The organism is Kitasatospora purpeofusca, assembly GCF_000718025.1.
In the GTDB taxonomy this organism is placed as follows: Bacteria; Actinomycetota; Actinomycetes; order Streptomycetales; family Streptomycetaceae; genus Kitasatospora; species Kitasatospora purpeofusca.
This window is the reverse complement of sequence record NZ_JODS01000006.1, coordinates 222,090-240,674: the sequence shown is the minus strand read 5'-3', so window position 1 is coordinate 240,674 and position 18,585 is coordinate 222,090. Positions and strand designations below refer to the sequence as shown.

Sequence of the window (18,585 nt, the reverse complement as noted above, 5' to 3'; positions counted from 1 at the left end):
CCCGAGTCAAGGGGAGGTAAGGGGAGGCACGGTGACCCGCCCGGCGCACGGCGCGCGACCCGTCCGGCGCAGGGTCCGGCACGGGGCGGCACGGGGACGGTACGGGGACGGCGCACGCCCCGGCCGGTGCCGCCCCGCGCCGCCGCGCCCGGGCCGTTCCGCTGCCCTTGCGGCCGCCCTTGCGGCCACGCCTACGACCACCCGCAGGACCGCCCGGACGAGCCCGTTCTACCGCCCGTCGCGCGGCTCCGGGCGCACATGGACGACGTCCCCCGCGCCGACCGCCCGCCGACCCCCGTCCGGGGTACGGACCACCAGTTGCCCGGACCCGTCCACCGCGACCGCCTCGCCGATCAGTTCCCGGTCGCCGGGCAGCAGCACCTTCACCGGGCGGCCCAGGGTGGTGCAGCGCTGCGCGTACGCGCGCAGCAGGCCGCTGGTGTGCGGGTCCCCGCCGGCGACCGTCCACTCCCCGTACAGCTCGGCGAACTCGCGCAGCAGCGCGCGCAGCAGGGTGGTCCGGTCGGTGACGGCGGCACCGGCCAGGGCCAGCGAGGCGGCGGTGGGGACGGGCAGTTCGGCGGCCCGCAGCGACACGTTGAGGCCCAGTCCGGCGACCACCGCCCCGCCGCCCAGCTCGGTCAGGATGCCGCCGATCTTGCGCTCCGCGCCGTCGACCTCCACCTGGAGGTCGTTGGGCCACTTCAGGCCGACCTCGACCTCGGCGACCCGGCTCAGGGTGCTCGCGGCGGCGACGCCGACCAGGATCGGCAACCAGCCGTACCGTTCGACGGGTACCTCGTCCGGGCGAAGCAGGAGGGAGAGGAAGAGCCCGGAGCGGGCGGGCGCGGTCCACTGCCGTTCCAGCCGGCCGCGGCCGGAGCTCTGCGACTCGGCGATCAGCACCGCCCCCTGCGGCGCGCCCGCGCGGGCCCGGGCGGCGAGGTCGGTGTTGGTGGAGCCGGTCTCCTCGACGACGTCCAGCGAGGTCCAGAGCCCACCGGGGCGCACCAGGTCCCGGCGGAGCGTGGCGGCGTCCAGCGGCGGGCGGTCGAGGTCGGTCCACGGCGACGGTCCGGCGTGGCCGAGTCCGCGCAGTCCACTGCGGCGGGGGGTGTCGGAGGTCATGCGGCTCACCCTAGGCGGACACCGCGGCCGGCACCGGCCGGGAGGCCGTACGCCGTCCCATCGTCCCCCAGAACGGGCACCGACGACACTGTGGCGCTGACCATAACCGCCGGACATTACGTCGGACCCTCCGCGCTGGCTACGCTACCCAACGGTAGTTCGTTGTGCCGCCCTGCACCCCTCGTCCGCGCCGCCCCCACCCGGCCCGCGCCACCGAAAACAGGTCGCGGCCCAGGATCAGGGAGAGCCACCGGAATGACCGAGGCGTCGCACGACCCGCACACCACCGCCGGCAAGCTCGCCGACCTCCGGCGCAGGATCGACGAGGCGGTGCACTCCGGCTCCGCCAAGGCGGTCGAGAAGCAGCACGCCAAGGGCAAGCTGACGGCCCGCGAGCGCGTCGTGGAGCTGCTGGACGAGGACTCCTTCGTCGAGTTCGACGAGTTCGCCCGGCACCGCTCGATCAACTTCGGCCAGGAGAAGAACCGGCCGTACGGCGACGGCGTGGTCACCGGCTACGGCACCGTGGACGGCCGTCAGGTCGCGGTGTTCGCGCAGGACTTCACGGTCTTCGGCGGCTCGCTCGGCGAGGTCTTCGGCGAGAAGATCGTCAAGGTCATGGACTTCGCGCTGAAGACCGGCTGCCCGGTCATCGGCATCAACGACTCCGGCGGCGCCCGGATCCAGGAGGGCGTCGTCTCGCTCGGCCTGTACGGCGAGATCTTCCGCCGCAATGTGCACGCCTCCGGGGTGATCCCGCAGATCTCGCTGATCATGGGCCCCTGCGCGGGCGGCGCGGTCTACTCCCCCGCGATCACCGACTTCGTGGTGATGGCCGATCAGACCTCGCACATGTTCATCACCGGCCCCGACGTGATCAAGACCGTCACCGGCGAGGACGTCGGCATGGAGGAGCTGGGCGGCGCGCGCACCCACAACACCAAGTCCGGCAACGCGCACTACCTGGCGGCGGACGAGAAGGAGGCGATCGAGTACGTCAAGAGCCTGCTCTCGTACCTGCCCTCCAACAACCTCTCCGACCCGCCGGCCTTCCCCGAGGAGGCGGACCTGTCCGTCACCGACGAGGACCTCGAACTCGACACCCTGGTGCCGGACTCGGCGAACCAGCCGTACGACATGCACCACGTGATCGAGCACGTCCTCGACGACGGCGAGTTCCTGGAGACCCAGCCGCTCTACGCCGGCAACATCATCACCGGCTTCGGCCGGGTCGAGGGCCACCCGGTCGGCATCGTCGGCAACCAGCCGATGGACCTGGCGGGCTGCCTGGACATCGCCGCCAGCGAGAAGGCCGCGCGGTTCATCCGCACCTGCGACTCCTTCAACATCCCCGTCATCACCTTCGTCGACGTGCCCGGCTTCCTGCCCGGCACCGAGCAGGAGTGGGACGGCATCATCCGCCGCGGCGCCAAGCTGATCTACGCCTACGCCGAGGCGACCGTCCCGCTGATCACCGTGATCACCCGCAAGGCCTTCGGCGGCGCGTACGACGTCATGGGCTCCAAGCACCTCGGCGCCGACCTCAACCTGGCCTGGCCGACCGCGCAGATCGCCGTGATGGGCGCGCAGGGCGCGGTCAACATCCTGCACCGGCGGGAGATCGCCGAGGCCGACGCGGCCGGCCTCGCCGACGAGAAGCGGGCCGAGCTGATCGCCTCCTACGAGGACACCCTGCTCAACCCGTACCTGGCGGCCGAGCGCGGCTACGTGGACGCGGTGATCGCGCCCAGCGAGACCCGCCGGCACATCGTCCGCGGTCTGCGCGCGCTGCGCGGCAAGCGCGAGGTGCTGCCGCCGAAGAAGCACGGCAACATTCCGCTGTAGTGGCTCCTCCCAGGAGGAACGCGAGAGGATTGAGCATGGCCCCGATCCATGTGCTGCACGGGCAGCCGACCCCCGAGGAGCTGGCCACCGTCCTGGCGGTGGTCCAGTCCCGGGCCGCCGCCGCGCAGGCCGCCGCCGAGGCGGCCCGCCGCGCGGGCGACGGCCCGGACTCCGCCTGGAACGACCGCGCGCGCCGGCTGCGCGCGACCCCGCGCCCCGGCGTCAACGCCTGGCGCACCTCCGGCTGGGCCGGTTAGCCCACCGCTCGGCACCGACCGGCTCCGGTGCCGCCACGGCGGCACCGGAGCCGGTGGGAACGGCCGCTCGGCACTGCAGCGCGCAGTGCCGAGCGGCCGTTCCTGTTTCCGGTGCCGCTGCCACGGCCGTTCGTGCTTCTGGTCCGGTTCCCGTTCCCAGTCCCGTTCCCGGTGCCGCCCCCGTGTCGTTCCGCCGTTCGTGCACTTTGCAAAGTCGGCACTTTGCAAAGTGCACGCACCCACGGGGCCCGCTCCGCCCGGGCGGAGCGGGCCCCGCAACGGTCGCTCACCAGGCAAGATCCGAACTTCCACGGTGCGACCACCGAGCGACCACCCGTGCCACCACCGCTCAGTGCCCGCATTTTGCAAAGTGCCCACTTTGCAAAATGCGGCAGGAAGGAGCACCCCGCGCAGAGCCCGGATTGCCCCGAAAGCTGAGTACGGATACTCAGGCGCCCCGCCGAGCGGGGGCGCACCCTGGAACGATGCTCTGGTCAGACCCCCGCGACGAGCCCTCCCCGGAAGCCCGGCGCATGCAGCGGCGGCTGCACCGGGCCGGTCATGTGCTCGCCGTCCTCGCCCTGGTGATCGCCGTCCTGCTGATGGTCTGACGACCGCAGAACGACCGCCCGGAGCAGCCCTCTACCCTGGTGGCATGACCGACCGTCGCTCCCTCGTGCTCGCCTCCGCCTCCCCCGCCCGGCTCGGGCTGCTGCGTCAGGCGGGCCTCGACCCGCGCGTGGTGGTCAGCGGCGTCGACGAGGACGCCATCACCGCCGCCACCCCCGCCGAACTCGCCCTCGTGCTCGCCGAGGCCAAGGCCAAGGCCGTCGCCGCGACCCTCACCGAGGGCGAACTGGTGATCGGCTGCGACTCGGTGCTGGAGCTGGACGGCCAGGCCCTCGGCAAGCCCGCCGACGAGGCCGAGGCGCTGGCCCGCTGGCAGGCCATGCGCGGCCGGGCCGGCGTGCTGCGCACCGGCCACTGCGTGATCGACACCACCACCGGCCGGCAGGCCTCCGCCACCGCCTCCACCACCGTCCGCTTCGGCACCCCGGACGACGCCGAGGTCGCCGCGTACATCGCGACCGGTGAGCCGCTGCACGTGGCCGGGGCGTTCACCCTGGACGGCCGTTCGGCCCCGTTCGTCGAGGGCATCGACGGCGACCCGGGCAATGTCATCGGGCTCTCGCTGCCGCTGCTGCGCGGACTGCTCACCGAGCTCGGCGTGCGGATCACCGACCTCTGGGTCTGACGGGTCGGCCGACGCGCACACCCGGCGACGCACCCATCCGGCGATCCGCACAGGCGGCGACCGGCACCGGCGTGCCGGGCCCGCACCGGCACGCAAGCCCCGCCCCCGCACCGGACCCTGCGCGTACGACGGGCCCGCGCACACCGCGGGCGCAGCCGCGGCGGGGCTCCCCCACGCGCCGGAAGTCGGCCACCGGAGCGCCGCCGGGGCGTCGCCCACGCGCCAAAGAGCGGCACAATTGTCGCCATCTGCCCCGCCGACAATCCGATGTGATGCACGCTAGAGGAGCGCCCGGACGGCGCCGACGCTCCAAACCGACGGGGGAGATGGCGAGCGGATGACCGACAGTCTGCTCAACGTCCTGCTGGGCCTGGTGGCCAGCGCGATCAGTGCTGTCCTCGGCTGGCTCGGCCAGAGCCTGCGCCGAAGACGCCGGCTGGAACGGACCAGGGACTTCCTCGGCCTGCCCGCCGGCAGCGAGTGCCTGATCGTGGTCAACCGCAGCATCGGCACCGGCGCGCACCCCCGGACGGTCACCCGGCGCGACGCCTACGCGCTGATGGAACTGGCCGCCCTGGTGAAGGAGTGCGGCGCGCACACCGACCTGGTCGCGCACGACGCCGCCCCGCGCGGCCTCGGCGCCAAGACCGAGTTCTGCTTCGGCGGCCCCGTCTCCAACGAGCGGATGGCCGCCCACCTGGCCTGGGGCCTGCCGGGGGTCGTGATCTCCGACGACCGGGTGGCGCGGGACAACAGCATCACCATCGGCGGCCGGTCGTACGCCGCCGACCTCCGGGCCGGGGAGTACGTCCTGCTCGCCCGGCTGGCCACACCGGGGCACGGCCGCCCGGTCTTCCTGATCTCCGGCCAGACCGGCATCGCCAACCACGCCGGCGTCCGCCACCTGGTCGCCCACCACCGCCGACTGGTCCGCCGGTACGGCACGGACGGCACCTTCGCCCTGCTGCTCAAGGTGGTCAACCCGGGCGCCTACGGCCCGGACGTGGTCGAGCAGGTCGCCGACGTCACCGCCCTGGCCCTGGAGCGCGCGCCGACGCCTCCGGGCGGTCCGGACACCATCGCCGGAACCACCCCCGGAACCACGTCCGCGGTCGCACCCGCGGGCGCCCCCTCGGTCGCGCACGCAACGACACCCGCACCGACCCCCGACCCGACTCCCGGCCAGGCCCCCGCATCCGCCCCCATTCCTTGAACGGCACGCGCGCCGCCGGCAGGTGCCACCCGGCCCGCCGGACCCATCGCGCCGCCACGCCGCCCCGTCACCGAGCGCAGTCGCCGCACCACCCAGGCCGTATGCGCCATCACCTGCACATACTCCCGTCGGGCCGCCCACCGCCCGCCCGGGCGCATCACCCTCTGTGTGGGATAGTTCACAACCTGGGGCTACTCGCCGGTACTGCCCAGGAATCCATAAACTCAACGAGGTTCAAGAAGGGAGCCACAGTGCGCAAGGTGCTCATCGCCAACCGCGGGGAAATCGCTGTCCGCGTCGCCCGGGCCTGCTCGGACGCCGGTATTGCCAGCGTCGCCGTCTACGCCGAGCCGGACCGGGATGCGCTGCACGTCCGCGCGGCCGACGAGGCTTATGCGCTGGGCGGCGACACCCCCGGCACCAGCTACCTGGACATCGCCAAGGTCCTCCAGGCCGCCGCCGACTCGGGTGCGGACGCCGTCCACCCCGGCTACGGCTTCCTGTCGGAGAATGCCGACTTCGCCCAGGCCGTGCTCGACGCGGGCCTCACCTGGATCGGCCCGCCCCCGCAGGCCATCCGCGACCTGGGTGACAAGGTGACCGCCCGGCACGTGGCGCAGCGCGCCGGTGCCCCGCTGGTCGCCGGTACGCCGGACCCGGTCTCGGGTGCCGAGGAGATCGTCGCCTTCGCCCAGGAGCACGGTCTGCCGGTCGCCATCAAGGCGGCCTTCGGCGGCGGCGGTCGCGGCCTCAAGGTCGCCCGCAACCTGGAGGAGATCCCGGAGCTGTACGACTCGGCGGTCCGGGAGGCGGTCGCCGCCTTCGGTCGCGGCGAGTGCTTCGTCGAGCGCTACCTGGACAACCCGCGGCACGTCGAGACCCAGTGCCTCGCGGACAAGCACGGCAACGTGGTGGTCGTGTCCACCCGTGACTGCTCGCTGCAGCGCCGGCACCAGAAGCTGGTCGAGGAGGCGCCCGCGCCGTTCCTGACCCCCGAGCAGAACGCCGAGCTGTACCGGGCGTCGAAGGCCATCCTCAAGGAGGCCGGCTACGAGGGCGCCGGGACCTGCGAGTTCCTGGTGGCGATGGACGGCACGATCTCCTTCCTGGAGGTCAACACCCGTCTGCAGGTCGAGCACCCGGTCACCGAGGAGGTCACCGGGATCGACCTGGTCCGGGAGATGTTCCGGATCGCGGACGGCGAGGAGCTCGGTTACGGCGACCCGGAGGTGCGGGGTCACTCCTTCGAGTTCCGTATCAACGGTGAGGACCCGGGCCGCAACTTCCTGCCCGCGCCGGGCACGGTGACGCTGTTCGCGCCGCCGTCGGGCCCGGGTGTCCGGCTGGACTCCGGCGTGGAGAGCGGTTCGGTCATCGGCCCGGCCTGGGACTCGCTGCTGGCCAAGCTGATCGTGTCCGGCCGGGACCGCAAGCAGGCGCTGGAGCGGGCGCGGCGTGCGCTGGCCGAGTTCAAGGTCGAGGGCATGGCGACGGCCATCCCGTTCCACCAGGCGGTCGTGACCGACCCGGCGTTCGCGCCCGAGGTGCACGGCAGCGAGGGGCCGTTCACGGTCTACACCCGGTGGATCGAGACCGACTTCGACAACACGATTCCCGCGTTCGCCGGTGCGGCCGGCGAGGGCGAGGAGGCGGAGGGCCGGGAGACCGTGGTCGTCGAGGTCGGCGGCAAGCGGATCGAGGTCTCGCTGCCGTCCTCGCTGGGTGTCGCCGCCGCTCCGGCGGCCGGTGCGGGGGCCGCCAAGGCCAAGCGCCGGGTCGGTGCCAAGAAGGCCGGTTCGGCGGTCAGCGGTGACACGCTGGCCTCGCCGATGCAGGGCACCATCGTGAAGGTCGCGGTGGAGGAGGGTCAGGTCGTCGCCGAGGGCGAGCTGATCGTCGTCCTGGAGGCGATGAAGATGGAGCAGCCGCTGAACGCGCACAAGGCGGGCACGATCGTCGGCCTCAAGGCCGAGGTGGGTGCGAGCGTCTCCAGCGGCGCGGCGCTCTGCGAGATCAAGGACTGAGTCGGGGCCCGATCGGGCACTGACAGGTCCGCCGCCGGTCCGTACACCTTCGGGTGTGCGGACCGGTCACGTTTTCGGCGGTGCTGCGGTGATGCGGTGGTGCGGCCATGCTGCGGAGCAGTCATGCGGCGATGCGCTGATGCGGCGATGCGGTCATGCTGCGGAGCGGTGGTGCGGTCGCACGGCGGAGCGGCGAGCCGGCGCGCGGGCCTCAGCGCCCGCGCGGCAGGCCCAGTTCGGCGAGTCTGACCGGCAGTGGCCCACCGGGCCCGCCCGGTCCGCCGGGACCGCCGTGGGTTCCGGGCCGCCGTTGGCCGGGCAGCGGGGCGCCGCCGGGCGGCGGCGCGCTGCGGCGGGCCAGCGGGCCGGGCTGGGTCTGGTGGACGGGGCCGCTGCCGGTGCCGTGGACCGGGGCGTCCCCGGTCGGCGGGGCGCCGAGCGGGGCGAGGTCGATCTGCACCCCGCAGTCGGCGAGCGCGTCCAGTTCGCGGGCGGTGGCGTCGTCCGCGGTGGCGTGCTCGTCGGTGACCAGCCGGGTGATGGTCTCGGTGGGGACGGTCTGGAACATGGTGTCCGCGCCGAGCTTGGTGTGGTCGGCGAGGATGATCACCTCGGCGGCCGACTGCACCAGTGCCCGGTCCACGCTCGCGGAGAGCATGTTCGTGGTCGAGAGTCCGCGCTCGGCGGTGAGCCCGCTGCCCGAGACGAAGGCCTTGGTGACCCGCAGTCCGTGCAGCGACTGTTCGGCACCGCTGCCGACCAGGGCGTAGTTGGAGCCGCGCAGGGTGCCGCCGGTCATCACCACCTCGACCCGGTTGGCGTGCGCCAACGCCTGGGCGACGAGGAGGGAGTTGGTGACCACCGTCAGCCCGGGCACCCGGGCGAGTCGGCGAGCGAGTTCCTGGGTGGTGGTGCCGGCGCCGACCACCACGGCGTCGCCCTCCTCCACCAGTCCGGCGGCGAGATCGGCGATGGCGCTCTTCTCGGCGGCGGAGAGGTGGGTCTTCTGCGGATAGCCGGGTTCGCGGCTGAAGCCGCCGGGGAGCACCGCGCCGCCGTGCCGGCGGTCGAGGAGCCCTTCTGCCTCCAGGGCCCGTACGTCGCGGCGCACGGTCACTTCGGAGGTCTGGACGACGCGGGCCAACTCCCGGAGCGAGACGGCTCCGTTGGCGCGCACCATTTCGAGGATCAACTGGCGACGTTCTGCTGCAAACACAGAACCGACGGTAACCTGCGTGACCGTCTGCTTTCAGGCGTTTGCTGCTAGTAGCGGGAATTGCTCACGCCCGAGCGGCGCGTGACCGTACAATTCGCGCCGCCGGTACGCCGGGGCTGCGCCCGCCGTCCGGGTGACACCCCCGGACGCGCGAAGGGCGGCCGCCGAACGGCGACCGCCCTCAACTCGCTACCGGAGGCTCAGGATTCGCCCGCGTCCCGCTTGCGGATGTGGAGCTGGCGGGCGGCCTCGGCGGTGGAGCCGGAGACCGACGGGTAGACGGTGAAGGCGCTGGCCACCTGTTCGACCGTCAGATTGGCGTCCACCGCGAGCGCGATCGGGTGGATCAGTTCACTGGCCCGCGGGGCGACGACCACGCCGCCGACCACGATGCCGGTGCCGGGGCGGCAGAAGAGCTTCACGAAGCCGTCCCGGATGCCCTGCATCTTGGCGCGCGGGTTGCCGCGCAGCGGGAGCTTGACCTCGACCGCGTCCATCTTGCCGCACTTCACGTCGGCCGCGGTGTAGCCGACGGTGGCGATCTCGGGGTCGGTGAAGACGTTGGAGGCGACGGTCTTGAGGTTCAGCGGCTGCACCGCGTCGCCGAGCGCGTGGTACATCGCGATCCGGCCCTGCATGGCGGCGACCGAGGCGAGCATGAAGACGCCGGTGCAGTCGCCGGCCGCGTAGACGCCGGGCGCGGAGGTGCGCGACACCCGGTCGACCTGGATCTGGCCCCAGTCGTTGAGCTTGACCCCGGCCTCCTCCAGGCCCATCTCCGCGGTGTTGGGGATCGAGCCGACCGCCATCAGGCAGTGGGTGCCCTCGATCACGGTGCCGTCGGAGAGGGTGACCTCGACCGTGTCACCGATGCGCTTGACCGTCTCGGCGCGGGAGCGGCTCATCACGTTCATGCCGCGGCGGCGGAAGACCTCCTCCAGCACCTCGGCGGCGTCCGGGTCCTCGCCCGGCAGCACCCGGTCGCGCGAGGAGACCAGGGTGACCCTGGAGCCGAGCGCCTGGTAGGCGCCGGCGAACTCGGCGCCGGTGACGCCGGAGCCGACGACGATCAGCTCGCGGGGCAGCTCGTCCAGGTCGTACACCTGGGTCCAGGTCAGGATCCGCTCGCCGTCCGGCTGGGCGTCGGGGAGCTCGCGGGGGTGGGCGCCGGTGGCGATCAGCACCGCGTCGGCGCGCAGGGACTGCACGCTGCCGTCGGGGGCGTCGACCAGCACCTCGCGGGAGCCGTCCACGGCCTGCCCGCCGGCGCCCAGCCGGCCGCGGCCGCGCAGCACGGTGACGCCGGCCCGGGTGACGGACTGGGTGATGTCGTGGGACTGCGCGATGGCGAGGCGCTTCACCCGGCGGTTGACCTTGCCGAGGTCGACACCGACGACCCGGGCCGGGCTGTCGATGTGCGGGGTGTCGTCGGCGACGATGATGCCCAGCTCCTCGTACGAGCTGTCGAAGGTCGTCATCACCTCCGCCGTCGCGATCAGCGTCTTCGACGGCACGCAGTCCGTGAGCACCGCCGATCCGCCCAGACCGTCGCGGTCGACGACGGTCACCTCCGCGCCGAGCTGGGCCGCGACGAGCGCCGCCTCGTAGCCGCCTGGTCCGCCACCGATGATCACGATCCGAGTCACGTCACCCATTGTCCCGCACGCCGGGAGCACTGCCACGCCGGGGTCGGGGCTTCTGTCGGATCGGCCGGTGAACGTAGGCTTCGCCCCATGCCCCTTTACGCCGCGTATGCCACCAACCTCGATGCCCGGCAGATGACCCGCCGCGCCCCGCACTCGCCACTGCGCGGCACGGGCTGGCTGTCCGGCTGGCGGCTGACCTTCGGCGGCGAGCACCTCGGCTGGGAGGGCTCGCTGGCCACCGTGGTGGAGGACGAGAAGGACCAGGTCTTCGTCTCGCTGTACGACGTGTCGCCGATGGACGAGGAGGGGCTGGACCGCTGGGAGGGCGTCCAGCTCGGGATCTACCGCAAGACCCGGCTCCGGGCGCAGACCCTGGACGGCGACGTGCCGGTCTGGACGTACGTGCTCAACGACTACGAGGGCGGCCTGCCGGCGGCCCGCTACCTGGGCCTGATCGCGGACGCGGCGGAGAGCGCCGGCGCCCCCGACGACTACGTGCTGGACCTGCGCCGCCGTCCCTGCTGAGACCTCTTTGGAGAATGCTCCGGGTCGCGGCGCGGTTCGGCCGCCCCGGAGCTGTACGTTCACGCCATCCGGGTAACGATCCGGCACGTCGTACCAGGATTTTCTACGCGCGTAGCCATTTCCCGTCTATCCTCGGACGTGTGAACGCATCTCCTCAGTCGGTCGTCTCCGCCGACCCCTACGCCGCCGCCCAGGCCGCCGCCGAGCGCCTGCGCGAGCTGACCGGTGCCGAGCGCCACGACGTCGCCCTGGTGATGGGCTCCGGCTGGGTGCCGGCCGCCGACGCCCTCGGCGAGACCGTGGCGGAGTTCCCGGTCACCGACCTCCCGGGCTTCCCCGCCCCCGCCGTGGCCGGTCACGCCGGCACGATCCGCTCGGTGCGGATCGGTGAGAAGCGGGCCCTGATCTTCCTGGGCCGCAACCACTACTACGAGGGCCACGGGGTCGCCACCGTCGTCCACGGCGTGCGCACCGCCGCCGCGGCCGGCTGCGGGACCATCGTGCTGACCAACGGCTGCGGCGGTCTGCGCCCGACCTGGGTCCCCGGCCAGCCGGTCCTGATCAGCGACCACATCAACCTGACGGCGGACTCGCCGATCGTCGGCGCCAACTTCGTCGACCTCACCGACCTCTACTCCAAGCGGCTGCGCGAGCTCTGCCGCGAGGTGGACCCGACCCTGGACGAGGCCGTCTACGTCCAGTTCCGCGGCCCGCACTACGAGACCCCGGCCGAGGTCAACATGGCCCGGGTGATCGGCGGCGAGCTGGTCGGCATGTCCACCACGCTGGAGGCCATCGCGGCCCGCGAGGCCGGCGCCGAGGTGCTGGGCATCTCCCTGGTCACCAACCTGGCCGCCGGCATGACCGGCGAGCCGCTCAACCACGCCGAGGTGCTGGAGGCCGGCAAGGCCTCCGCCGAGCGGATGGGCGCGCTGCTGGCCAAGGTCCTCGAGCGGATCTGACGCCGGGGCGACAGCGCATGAGCGACGGGGCCCGCGGACGGACGTGATCCGGTGATCACAGCCGCCCGCGGGCCCCGTCCGCGTGCCCGGGCCCGACACGCCGCCGCCCGGGGGCGCCGGACACCGCGGCCCGCCGCCGGCGCGCCGTACGTTTCGTCCCGCACCTCCCCGCACCGCCCGTCCGACGGGCCCGCACCACCCCGTGAGCCCCGCACGACCCCGCAGGAACCCGCACCGCCGGTACGCCCGTCCGAGCCACCACGTCCCGTCCCGCGCCCGGCGTCCCCGTCCGAGGACGCCCCGCGGCACCCTCCGGCCGCCGCCGACCGACCCGCCCGACCCGCTGGGCCCGGTCCGGCCCGTCCGGAGCAACCTCCCGGCCGACCACCGACGCACTTCCCGATGGAGCTGCAGCCATGACGCAGGCAACCACCACCGACCTCCTCGCCCGGGCCCGCACCTGGCTCGCCGAGGACCCGGACCCGCAGACCCGCGAGGAGCTCGCCGCGCTGCTCGCCGACGCCGAGACCCCGGACGCCGACGCCAACGCCAAGCTCGCCTGGTCCGAGCTGGCCGACCGCTTCGCCGACCGCCTCCAGTTCGGCACCGCCGGCCTGCGCGGCGAGCTCGGCGCCGGGCCGATGCGGATGAACCGCGCCGTGGTGATCCGGGCCGCCGCCGGCCTGGTCGCCTACGTCAAGCGGCAGGGCCTCGGCGACCTGGTCGTGATCGGCTACGACGCCCGCCACAAGTCCTACGACTTCGCCCGCGACACCGCCGCCGTGGTGGTCGGCGCCGGCCTGCGCGCGCTGCTGTTCCCGCGCCCGCTGCCCACCCCGGTGCTCGCCTTCGCGGTCCGCCACCTCGGCGCCGCCGCCGGTGTGACCGTCACCGCCAGCCACAACCCGCCGCAGGACAACGGCTACAAGGTCTACCTGGGCGACGGCTCGCAGATCGTGCCGCCGGCGGACGCGGGCATCGCCGCCGAGATCGACGCGATCGGCTCCCTGACCGAGGTCCCGCTCGCCGCGGACGGCTGGGAGACGGTGGACGAGTCCGTCGTCGAGGCCTACCTCGACCGCGCCGCGTCGATCGTCGACCCGCACAGCCCGCGGGACCTCGACATCGTCTACACCCCGATGCACGGCGTCGGGCGCGACACCTTCCTCGCCGCCATGGACCGGGCCGGCTTCCCGGCGCCCACCGTGGTCGCCGAGCAGGCCGAGCCGGACCCGGACTTCCCGACCGTCGCCTTCCCCAACCCGGAGGAGCCGGGGGCGATGGACCTCGCCTTCCGCACCGCCGCCGCGGCCGGCCCGGACATCGTCATCGCCAACGACCCGGACGCCGACCGCTGCGCGGTGGCCGTCCCGGCCGAGGGCGGGGACGGCTGGCGGATGCTGCGCGGTGACGAGGTCGGCGCGCTGCTGGGCGCCGCGCTGGTCTCCAAGCGGGCCGCCGGCACCTTCGCCACCACCATCGTCTCCTCCACCCTGCTCGGCCGGATCGCCGAGGCCGCCGGGCTCGACTACGCCGAGACCCTCACCGGCTTCAAGTGGATCTCCCGCGCCGGGGGCCTGCGCTACGGCTACGAGGAGGCGCTCGGCTACTGCGTCGACCCGCAGGGCGTGCGCGACAAGGACGGCATCACCGCCGCCCTGCTGGTCGCCGAGCTCGCCGCCACCCTCAAGCGCTCCGACCGCACCCTGACCGACCTGCTGGACGACCTGGCGCTGGAGCACGGCCTGCACGCCACCGACCAGCTGTCCGTCCGGGTCGAGGACCTCTCGGTCATCGCCGACGCCATGCGCACCCTGCGCGAGCGGCCGCCGACGACCCTGGCCGGGCTCGCCGTGACCCGCGCCGACGACCTCACCGCCGGGTCCGCCGAGCTGCCGCCGACCGACGGCCTGCGCTACTACCTGGCGGGCGACGCCGTCCGCTCGGCGCGGATCGTGGTCCGCCCCTCGGGCACCGAGCCCAAGCTGAAGTGCTACCTGGAGGTCGTCCTCCCGGTCGCCTCGGCCGCCCACCTCGCGGACGCCCGCACCCGGGCCGCCGAGCTGCTCGCCACCGTCAAGCGGGACCTCGCGGCCGCCGCCGGCATCGACGACTGACACCCCCGGGAACGACGGAGGGCCCGCCGGCAGTGCCGGCGGGCCCTCCGCGTGCGTGCGGACGCGGGCGGGTCAGACCGCGATCACGGTGATCAGGGCGATCAGACCGGCCACGGTGGGGGCGATGATCCACCAGCACCAGCGGACCACGACCGGCCCGGCCGCGTCGGGACGGGGGGCGTTGCGCTCCGCCATGTCCTGGAGGACGCCGACCACCTGGTCGGACCAGGCCCGGTTCGGGTCCGAGGAGCCCTGGACCCCGACCCCGGACGGCGTACCGGCCGCGCCGAACACCATGCCCAGCCGGGAGGTGTGCACCTGCCCGCCGCGCTCGCGGGCCCGGGCGGCGCGCTTGCGCTGGCGCAGCGACACCGGCACCGCCCACACCTGGTACTTCTTGCCCTCGGCGAGGAGTTCGACCGAGTACCCGGCGCGCAGCGCGTCCACGGCGGCCCAGGGCGCGGTGATCGTGCGCAGCGGGTTGCGGACGACCAGGCGGCGCTCGTCGGCCCGGACGGCCGGGCGCAGGGTGTAGGCGATCACCGGGAAGGCGAACACCGGTACGGCGGCCAGCGCCACCCACGGCGTCTTGCCGCTGCCGTTGAGGGCCGCGTCCCCGATCAGCCAGGCCGCGACGGCCAGCAACAGCACCCCGGAGATCACGCCGGGAACGGAGCGGTACACGCGGTCGGCGTACACCGGCTCCCCATCGGAACCGGCCGGGCCCGGTCGGGGCTCGCCGTGGGATTCGGTCATGTCGACGATTCTGCCCCATGGCCCGCGCGATCCACAGGGGTGACGGTTGGGGTTCCCGGGGCGCGGAGATCTCGGTCCGGCATCGATGCGTGGTGCCTCTGGCGATTGACTACGCGCGTAGATATGCTGGTGTGGTGACTATGTCCACTCTTGCAGCCAATGCCCCCGGCGTCGCGGGCAGCGGTCTCGAGGACGTCGCGGCGTCCGAGGCCTCGCTCCGTCGCTTCCTGCACGGCCTGCCCGGTGTCGACCAGGTCGGCCTGGAGGCGCGCGCCGCCACTCTCGGGACCCGGTCGATCAAGACCACGGCCAAGGCGTACGCCATCGACCTGGCCATCTCGATGATCGACCTGACCACGCTGGAAGGCGCGGACACGGTCGGCAAGGTGCGCGCTCTGTGCACCAAGGGCAGGACCCCCGATCCCACCGACCCGACCACCCCCCGCGTCGCGGCGATCTGTGTCTACCCGGACATGGTCGCCACCGCGAAGGCGGCGCTCCGGGGCACCGACATCCAGGTCGCCTCCGTCGCCACCGCCTTCCCCGCCGGGCGCGCCGCGCTCCCGGTCAAGCTGGCCGACACCGCGGACGCGGTCGCCGCCGGCGCCGACGAGATCGACATGGTGATCGACCGGGGTGCCTTCCTCTCCGGCCGCTACCTGGACGTGTACAACGAGATCGTCGCCGTCAAGGAGGCCTGCCGCCGCCCCGACGGCAGCTACGCCCACCTCAAGGTGATCTTCGAGACCGGCGAGCTGCAGACGTACGACAACGTGCGCCGCGTCTCCTGGCTGGCGATGCTGGCCGGCGCCGACTTCATCAAGACCTCGACCGGCAAGGTCGCCGTCAACGCGACCCCGCCGGTCACCCTGCTGATGCTGGAGGCGGTCCGCGACTTCCGTGCGGCCACCGGCGTCCAGGTCGGCGTGAAGCCCGCCGGCGGGATCAAGACCACCAAGGACGCGATGAAGTACCTGGTGATGGTCAACGAGACCCTCGGCGACGACTGGCTGAGCCCGCACTGGTTCCGCTTCGGCGCCTCCAGCCTGCTCAACGATCTGCTGATGCAGCGTCAGAAGCTGACCACCGGACGGTACTCCGGTCCCGACTACGTGACGGTGGACTGAGAATCATGGCCAAGAACACCAAGAAGACCGAAGCGCCCGCGGCCGCGCCGCAGGCCCCGGCGGAGCCGGCCGGCAAGCCGGCGGGCGGCCTCTTCGGCTACGCCCCGGCCCCCGAGTCGCCCGCCGCGGCCGGCGACATCGCCAGCTCCTACGGCCACTTCATCGGCGGCCAGTTCGTCGACTCCTCCGGCAGCGAGGCGCTGAAGACGGTCAACCCGGCCACCGAGCAGGTGCTCGCCGAGTTTGCCCGGGGCACCGCCGAGGACGTGGACCGCGCGGTCGCCGCCGCCCGGGCCGCCTTCACCGACTGGTCGGCGCTGCCGGGCAGCGAGCGCGCCAAGTACCTGTTCCGGATCGCCCGGATCATCCAGGAGCGCAGCCGCGAGCTGGCCGTGCTGGAGTCGATCGACAACGGCAAGCCGATCCGCGAGACCCGCGACGTCGACCTGCCGCTGGTCGCCGCCCACTTCTTCTACTACGCGGGCTGGGCCGACAAGCTGGACTTCGCCGGCTACGGCCCGAACCCGAAGCCGCTGGGCGTGGCCGGCCAGGTCATCCCGTGGAACTTCCCGCTGCTGATGCTGGCGTGGAAGATCGCCCCGGCGCTGGCCACCGGCAACACGGTCGTGCTGAAGCCGGCCGAGACCACCCCGCTGACCGCGCTGCGCTTCGCCGAGATCTGCCGCCAGGCGGGTCTGCCGAAGGGCGTCGTCAACATCGTCACCGGTGACGGCAGCACGGGTGCGGCGCTCACCGCGCACCCGGACGTCAACAAGGTCGCGTTCACCGGCTCCACCCCGGTCGGCCGGGCGATCGCCAAGCAGGTGGCCGGCACCCGCAAGAAGCTCTCGCTGGAGCTGGGCGGCAAGGCCGCCAACATCGTCTTCGACGACGCGCCGATCGACCAGGCCGTCGAGGGCATCGTCAACGGCATCTTCTTCAACCAGGGCCACGTCTGCTGCGCGGGTTCGCGCCTGCTGGTCCAGGAGTCGGTCCAGGACGAGCTGCTGGACGCGCTGAAGCGCCGGATGGGCACCCTGCGGGTCGGCGACCCGCTGGACAAGAACACCGACATCGGCGCGATCAACTCCGCCGAGCAGCTGGCCCGGATCACCGCGCTGACCGACGCCGGCGAGGCCGAGGGCGCCGAGCGCTGGTCGCCCGCGTGCGAGCTGCCGGGCACCGGCTTCTGGTTCCGGCCGACGCTGTTCACCGGCGTCAGCCAGGCCCACCGGATCGCCCAGGAGGAGATCTTCGGCCCGGTGCTGTCGGTGCTGACCTTCCGCACCCCCGACGAGGCGGTCGCGAAGGCCAACAACACCCCGTACGGCCTCTCCGCCGGCATCTGGACGGAGAAGGGCTCGCGCATCCTCTGGACGGCGAGCAGGCTCCGGGCCGGTGTGGTCTGGGCCAACACCTTCAACAAGTTCGACCCGACCTCGCCGTTCGGCGGCTACAAGGAGTCGGGCTACGGCCGCGAGGGTGGCCGGCACGGTCTGGAGGCCTACCTCGATGTCTGATGTCGTGAGCCGTCTTGATGTCCTCAAGACCTACAAGCTGTACGTCGGCGGGAAGTTCCCGCGCTCCGAGAGCGGGCGGGTGTACGAGGTGACGGACGCGAAGGGCGAGTGGCTGGCCAACGCGCCGCTCGGCACCCGCAAGGACGCCCGCGACGCGGTCGTCGCCGCCCGCGCGGCGGTCAAGGGCTGGTCCGGCACCACCGCGTACAACCGCGGCCAGGTGCTGTACCGGGTCGCCGAGATGCTGCAGGGCCGGCGGGAGCAGTTCGCCGCCGAGGTGGCGCTCTCCGAGGGCGTCGGCGCCAAGAAGGCCGCCGCCCTGGTGGACGCCGCGATCGACCGCTGGGTCTGGTACGCGGGCTGGACCGACAAGGTGGCCCAGATCGCGGGCGGCGCCAACCCGGTCGCCGGTCCGTTCTTCAACCTCTCCACCCCGGAGCCGACCGGCGTGGTCGGGATCGTCGCGCCGCAGGCCGGTTACGGTCACTCGCTGCTCGGCCTGGTCTCGGTGATCGCCCCGGCCGTCGCCACGGGCAACACCGTGGTGGTGGCGGCCGCGGCCGACGCGCCGCTGCCCGCGCTGTCCCTGGGCGAGGTGCTGGCCACCTCGGACGTCCCCGGCGGCGTGGTCAACATCCTGTCCGGCCGGACCGCCGACATCGCGCCGACCCTGGCCTCGCACCAGGACGTCAACGCGCTGGACCTGACCGGCGCGATCGCCGCCGACGGTCCCGGCGCGGCGGGCGGGCTGGAAGCACTGGCCGCGGATACCCTGAAGAGGGTGATCCGACCGGAACCGGACCCGTTCGCCCAGGACTGGACCAATGCTCCCGGAACGGACCGGCTACTCTCGTTCCTGGAGACCAAGACGGTCTGGCACCCGATGGGTATCTGACCTACGGCCCCCCGGAGCTGCTACGCTCCGTGACCGCGAGTCGGTGACAACTCCACAGACTGGCCGTCCCCCGCGCCCTCACCCCCCCAGGGCCCGGAC

16 protein-coding genes are annotated in these 18,585 nt (G+C 73.1%); 12 read left to right on the top strand and 4 right to left on the bottom strand.

The window, feature by feature from the left end:
• Window positions 1-228 precede the first annotated feature (228 nt).
• A complete protein-coding gene (locus IF01_RS0112550; protein WP_030393433.1) occupies window positions 229-1,128 on the bottom strand; it encodes a biotin--[acetyl-CoA-carboxylase] ligase in 900 nt (299 codons plus the stop codon).
• A gap of 255 nt (window positions 1,129-1,383) precedes the next feature.
• Between IF01_RS0112550 and IF01_RS0112545 the strand changes: the two genes are divergently transcribed.
• The 6 genes from IF01_RS0112545 (at window position 1,384) to IF01_RS0112520 (ending at window position 7,722) form a co-directional block, all read left to right on the top strand.
• Window positions 1,384-2,973 (top strand): acyl-CoA carboxylase subunit beta, encoded by a 1,590-nt coding sequence (locus IF01_RS0112545; RefSeq protein ID WP_030393432.1) that lies wholly within the window; start codon window positions 1,384-1,386, stop codon window positions 2,971-2,973.
• 35 nt (window positions 2,974-3,008) lie between these two features.
• The gene (locus IF01_RS0112540) at window positions 3,009-3,230 is read left to right on the top strand and encodes an acyl-CoA carboxylase subunit epsilon (RefSeq protein ID WP_030393431.1); all 222 of its coding nucleotides are present in this window, start codon (window positions 3,009-3,011) and stop codon (window positions 3,228-3,230) included.
• A gap of 485 nt (window positions 3,231-3,715) precedes the next feature.
• On the top strand, window positions 3,716-3,841 hold the full coding sequence (gene mmpB, locus IF01_RS50970; RefSeq protein ID WP_255360215.1) for a morphogenic membrane protein MmpB: 126 nt from the start codon (window positions 3,716-3,718) through the stop codon (window positions 3,839-3,841).
• A gap of 44 nt (window positions 3,842-3,885) precedes the next feature.
• Entirely contained in the window at window positions 3,886-4,485 is a 600-nt protein-coding gene (locus IF01_RS0112530; RefSeq protein WP_030393430.1) for a nucleoside triphosphate pyrophosphatase, read from the top strand.
• A gap of 337 nt (window positions 4,486-4,822) precedes the next feature.
• Window positions 4,823-5,698, top strand: a complete 876-nt coding sequence (locus IF01_RS0112525; protein ID WP_063764197.1) for a hypothetical protein — start codon at window positions 4,823-4,825, stop codon at window positions 5,696-5,698.
• Between the two features lie 251 nt (window positions 5,699-5,949).
• Entirely contained in the window at window positions 5,950-7,722 is a 1,773-nt protein-coding gene (locus IF01_RS0112520) for an acetyl/propionyl/methylcrotonyl-CoA carboxylase subunit alpha (protein ID WP_030393428.1), read from the top strand.
• A gap of 211 nt (window positions 7,723-7,933) precedes the next feature.
• On the opposite strand, the gene IF01_RS0112515 is transcribed toward IF01_RS0112520, so the two are convergent.
• Both IF01_RS0112515 and IF01_RS0112510 read right to left on the bottom strand, forming a co-directional pair.
• Window positions 7,934-8,902, bottom strand: a complete 969-nt coding sequence (locus IF01_RS0112515; RefSeq protein WP_030393427.1) for a DeoR/GlpR family DNA-binding transcription regulator — start codon at window positions 8,900-8,902, stop codon at window positions 7,934-7,936.
• A 236-nt stretch (window positions 8,903-9,138) separates the two neighbouring features.
• Window positions 9,139-10,593 (bottom strand): NAD(P)H-quinone dehydrogenase, encoded by a 1,455-nt coding sequence (locus IF01_RS0112510; RefSeq protein ID WP_030393426.1) that lies wholly within the window; start codon window positions 10,591-10,593, stop codon window positions 9,139-9,141.
• A 78-nt stretch (window positions 10,594-10,671) separates the two neighbouring features.
• Between IF01_RS0112510 and IF01_RS0112505 the strand changes: the two genes are divergently transcribed.
• The 3 genes from IF01_RS0112505 (at window position 10,672) to IF01_RS0112495 (ending at window position 14,188) form a co-directional block, all read left to right on the top strand.
• The gene (locus IF01_RS0112505; RefSeq protein WP_030393425.1) at window positions 10,672-11,109 is read left to right on the top strand and encodes a gamma-glutamylcyclotransferase family protein; all 438 of its coding nucleotides are present in this window, start codon (window positions 10,672-10,674) and stop codon (window positions 11,107-11,109) included.
• A 140-nt stretch (window positions 11,110-11,249) separates the two neighbouring features.
• Complete coding sequence (locus tag IF01_RS0112500; RefSeq protein ID WP_030393424.1) at window positions 11,250-12,071, top strand: purine-nucleoside phosphorylase; 822 nt, start codon at window positions 11,250-11,252, stop codon at window positions 12,069-12,071.
• Window positions 12,072-12,487: 416 nt separating this feature from the next.
• A complete protein-coding gene (locus tag IF01_RS0112495) occupies window positions 12,488-14,188 on the top strand; it encodes a phospho-sugar mutase (RefSeq protein WP_030393423.1) in 1,701 nt (566 codons plus the stop codon).
• 72 nt (window positions 14,189-14,260) lie between these two features.
• On the opposite strand, the gene IF01_RS0112490 is transcribed toward IF01_RS0112495, so the two are convergent.
• Window positions 14,261-14,944, bottom strand: coding sequence for a PH domain-containing protein (locus IF01_RS0112490; RefSeq protein ID WP_030393422.1), 684 nt, complete (start codon window positions 14,942-14,944; stop codon window positions 14,261-14,263).
• 140 nt (window positions 14,945-15,084) lie between these two features.
• Here IF01_RS0112490 and deoC point away from each other — a divergent pair, with 140 nt between their 5' ends.
• From deoC to IF01_RS0112475, 3 genes are read left to right on the top strand one after another with little or no spacing between them, the layout of a single operon-like run.
• The gene (gene deoC, locus IF01_RS0112485; RefSeq protein WP_030393421.1) at window positions 15,085-16,071 is read left to right on the top strand and encodes a deoxyribose-phosphate aldolase; all 987 of its coding nucleotides are present in this window, start codon (window positions 15,085-15,087) and stop codon (window positions 16,069-16,071) included.
• A 5-nt stretch (window positions 16,072-16,076) separates the two neighbouring features.
• Entirely contained in the window at window positions 16,077-17,591 is a 1,515-nt protein-coding gene (locus IF01_RS0112480) for an aldehyde dehydrogenase family protein (protein ID WP_030393420.1), read from the top strand.
• Window positions 17,584-18,486, top strand: coding sequence for an aldehyde dehydrogenase family protein (locus tag IF01_RS0112475; protein ID WP_030393419.1), 903 nt, complete (start codon window positions 17,584-17,586; stop codon window positions 18,484-18,486). Before IF01_RS0112480 ends, IF01_RS0112475 begins: the two co-directional genes overlap by 8 nt.
• Window positions 18,487-18,585 lie beyond the last annotated feature (99 nt).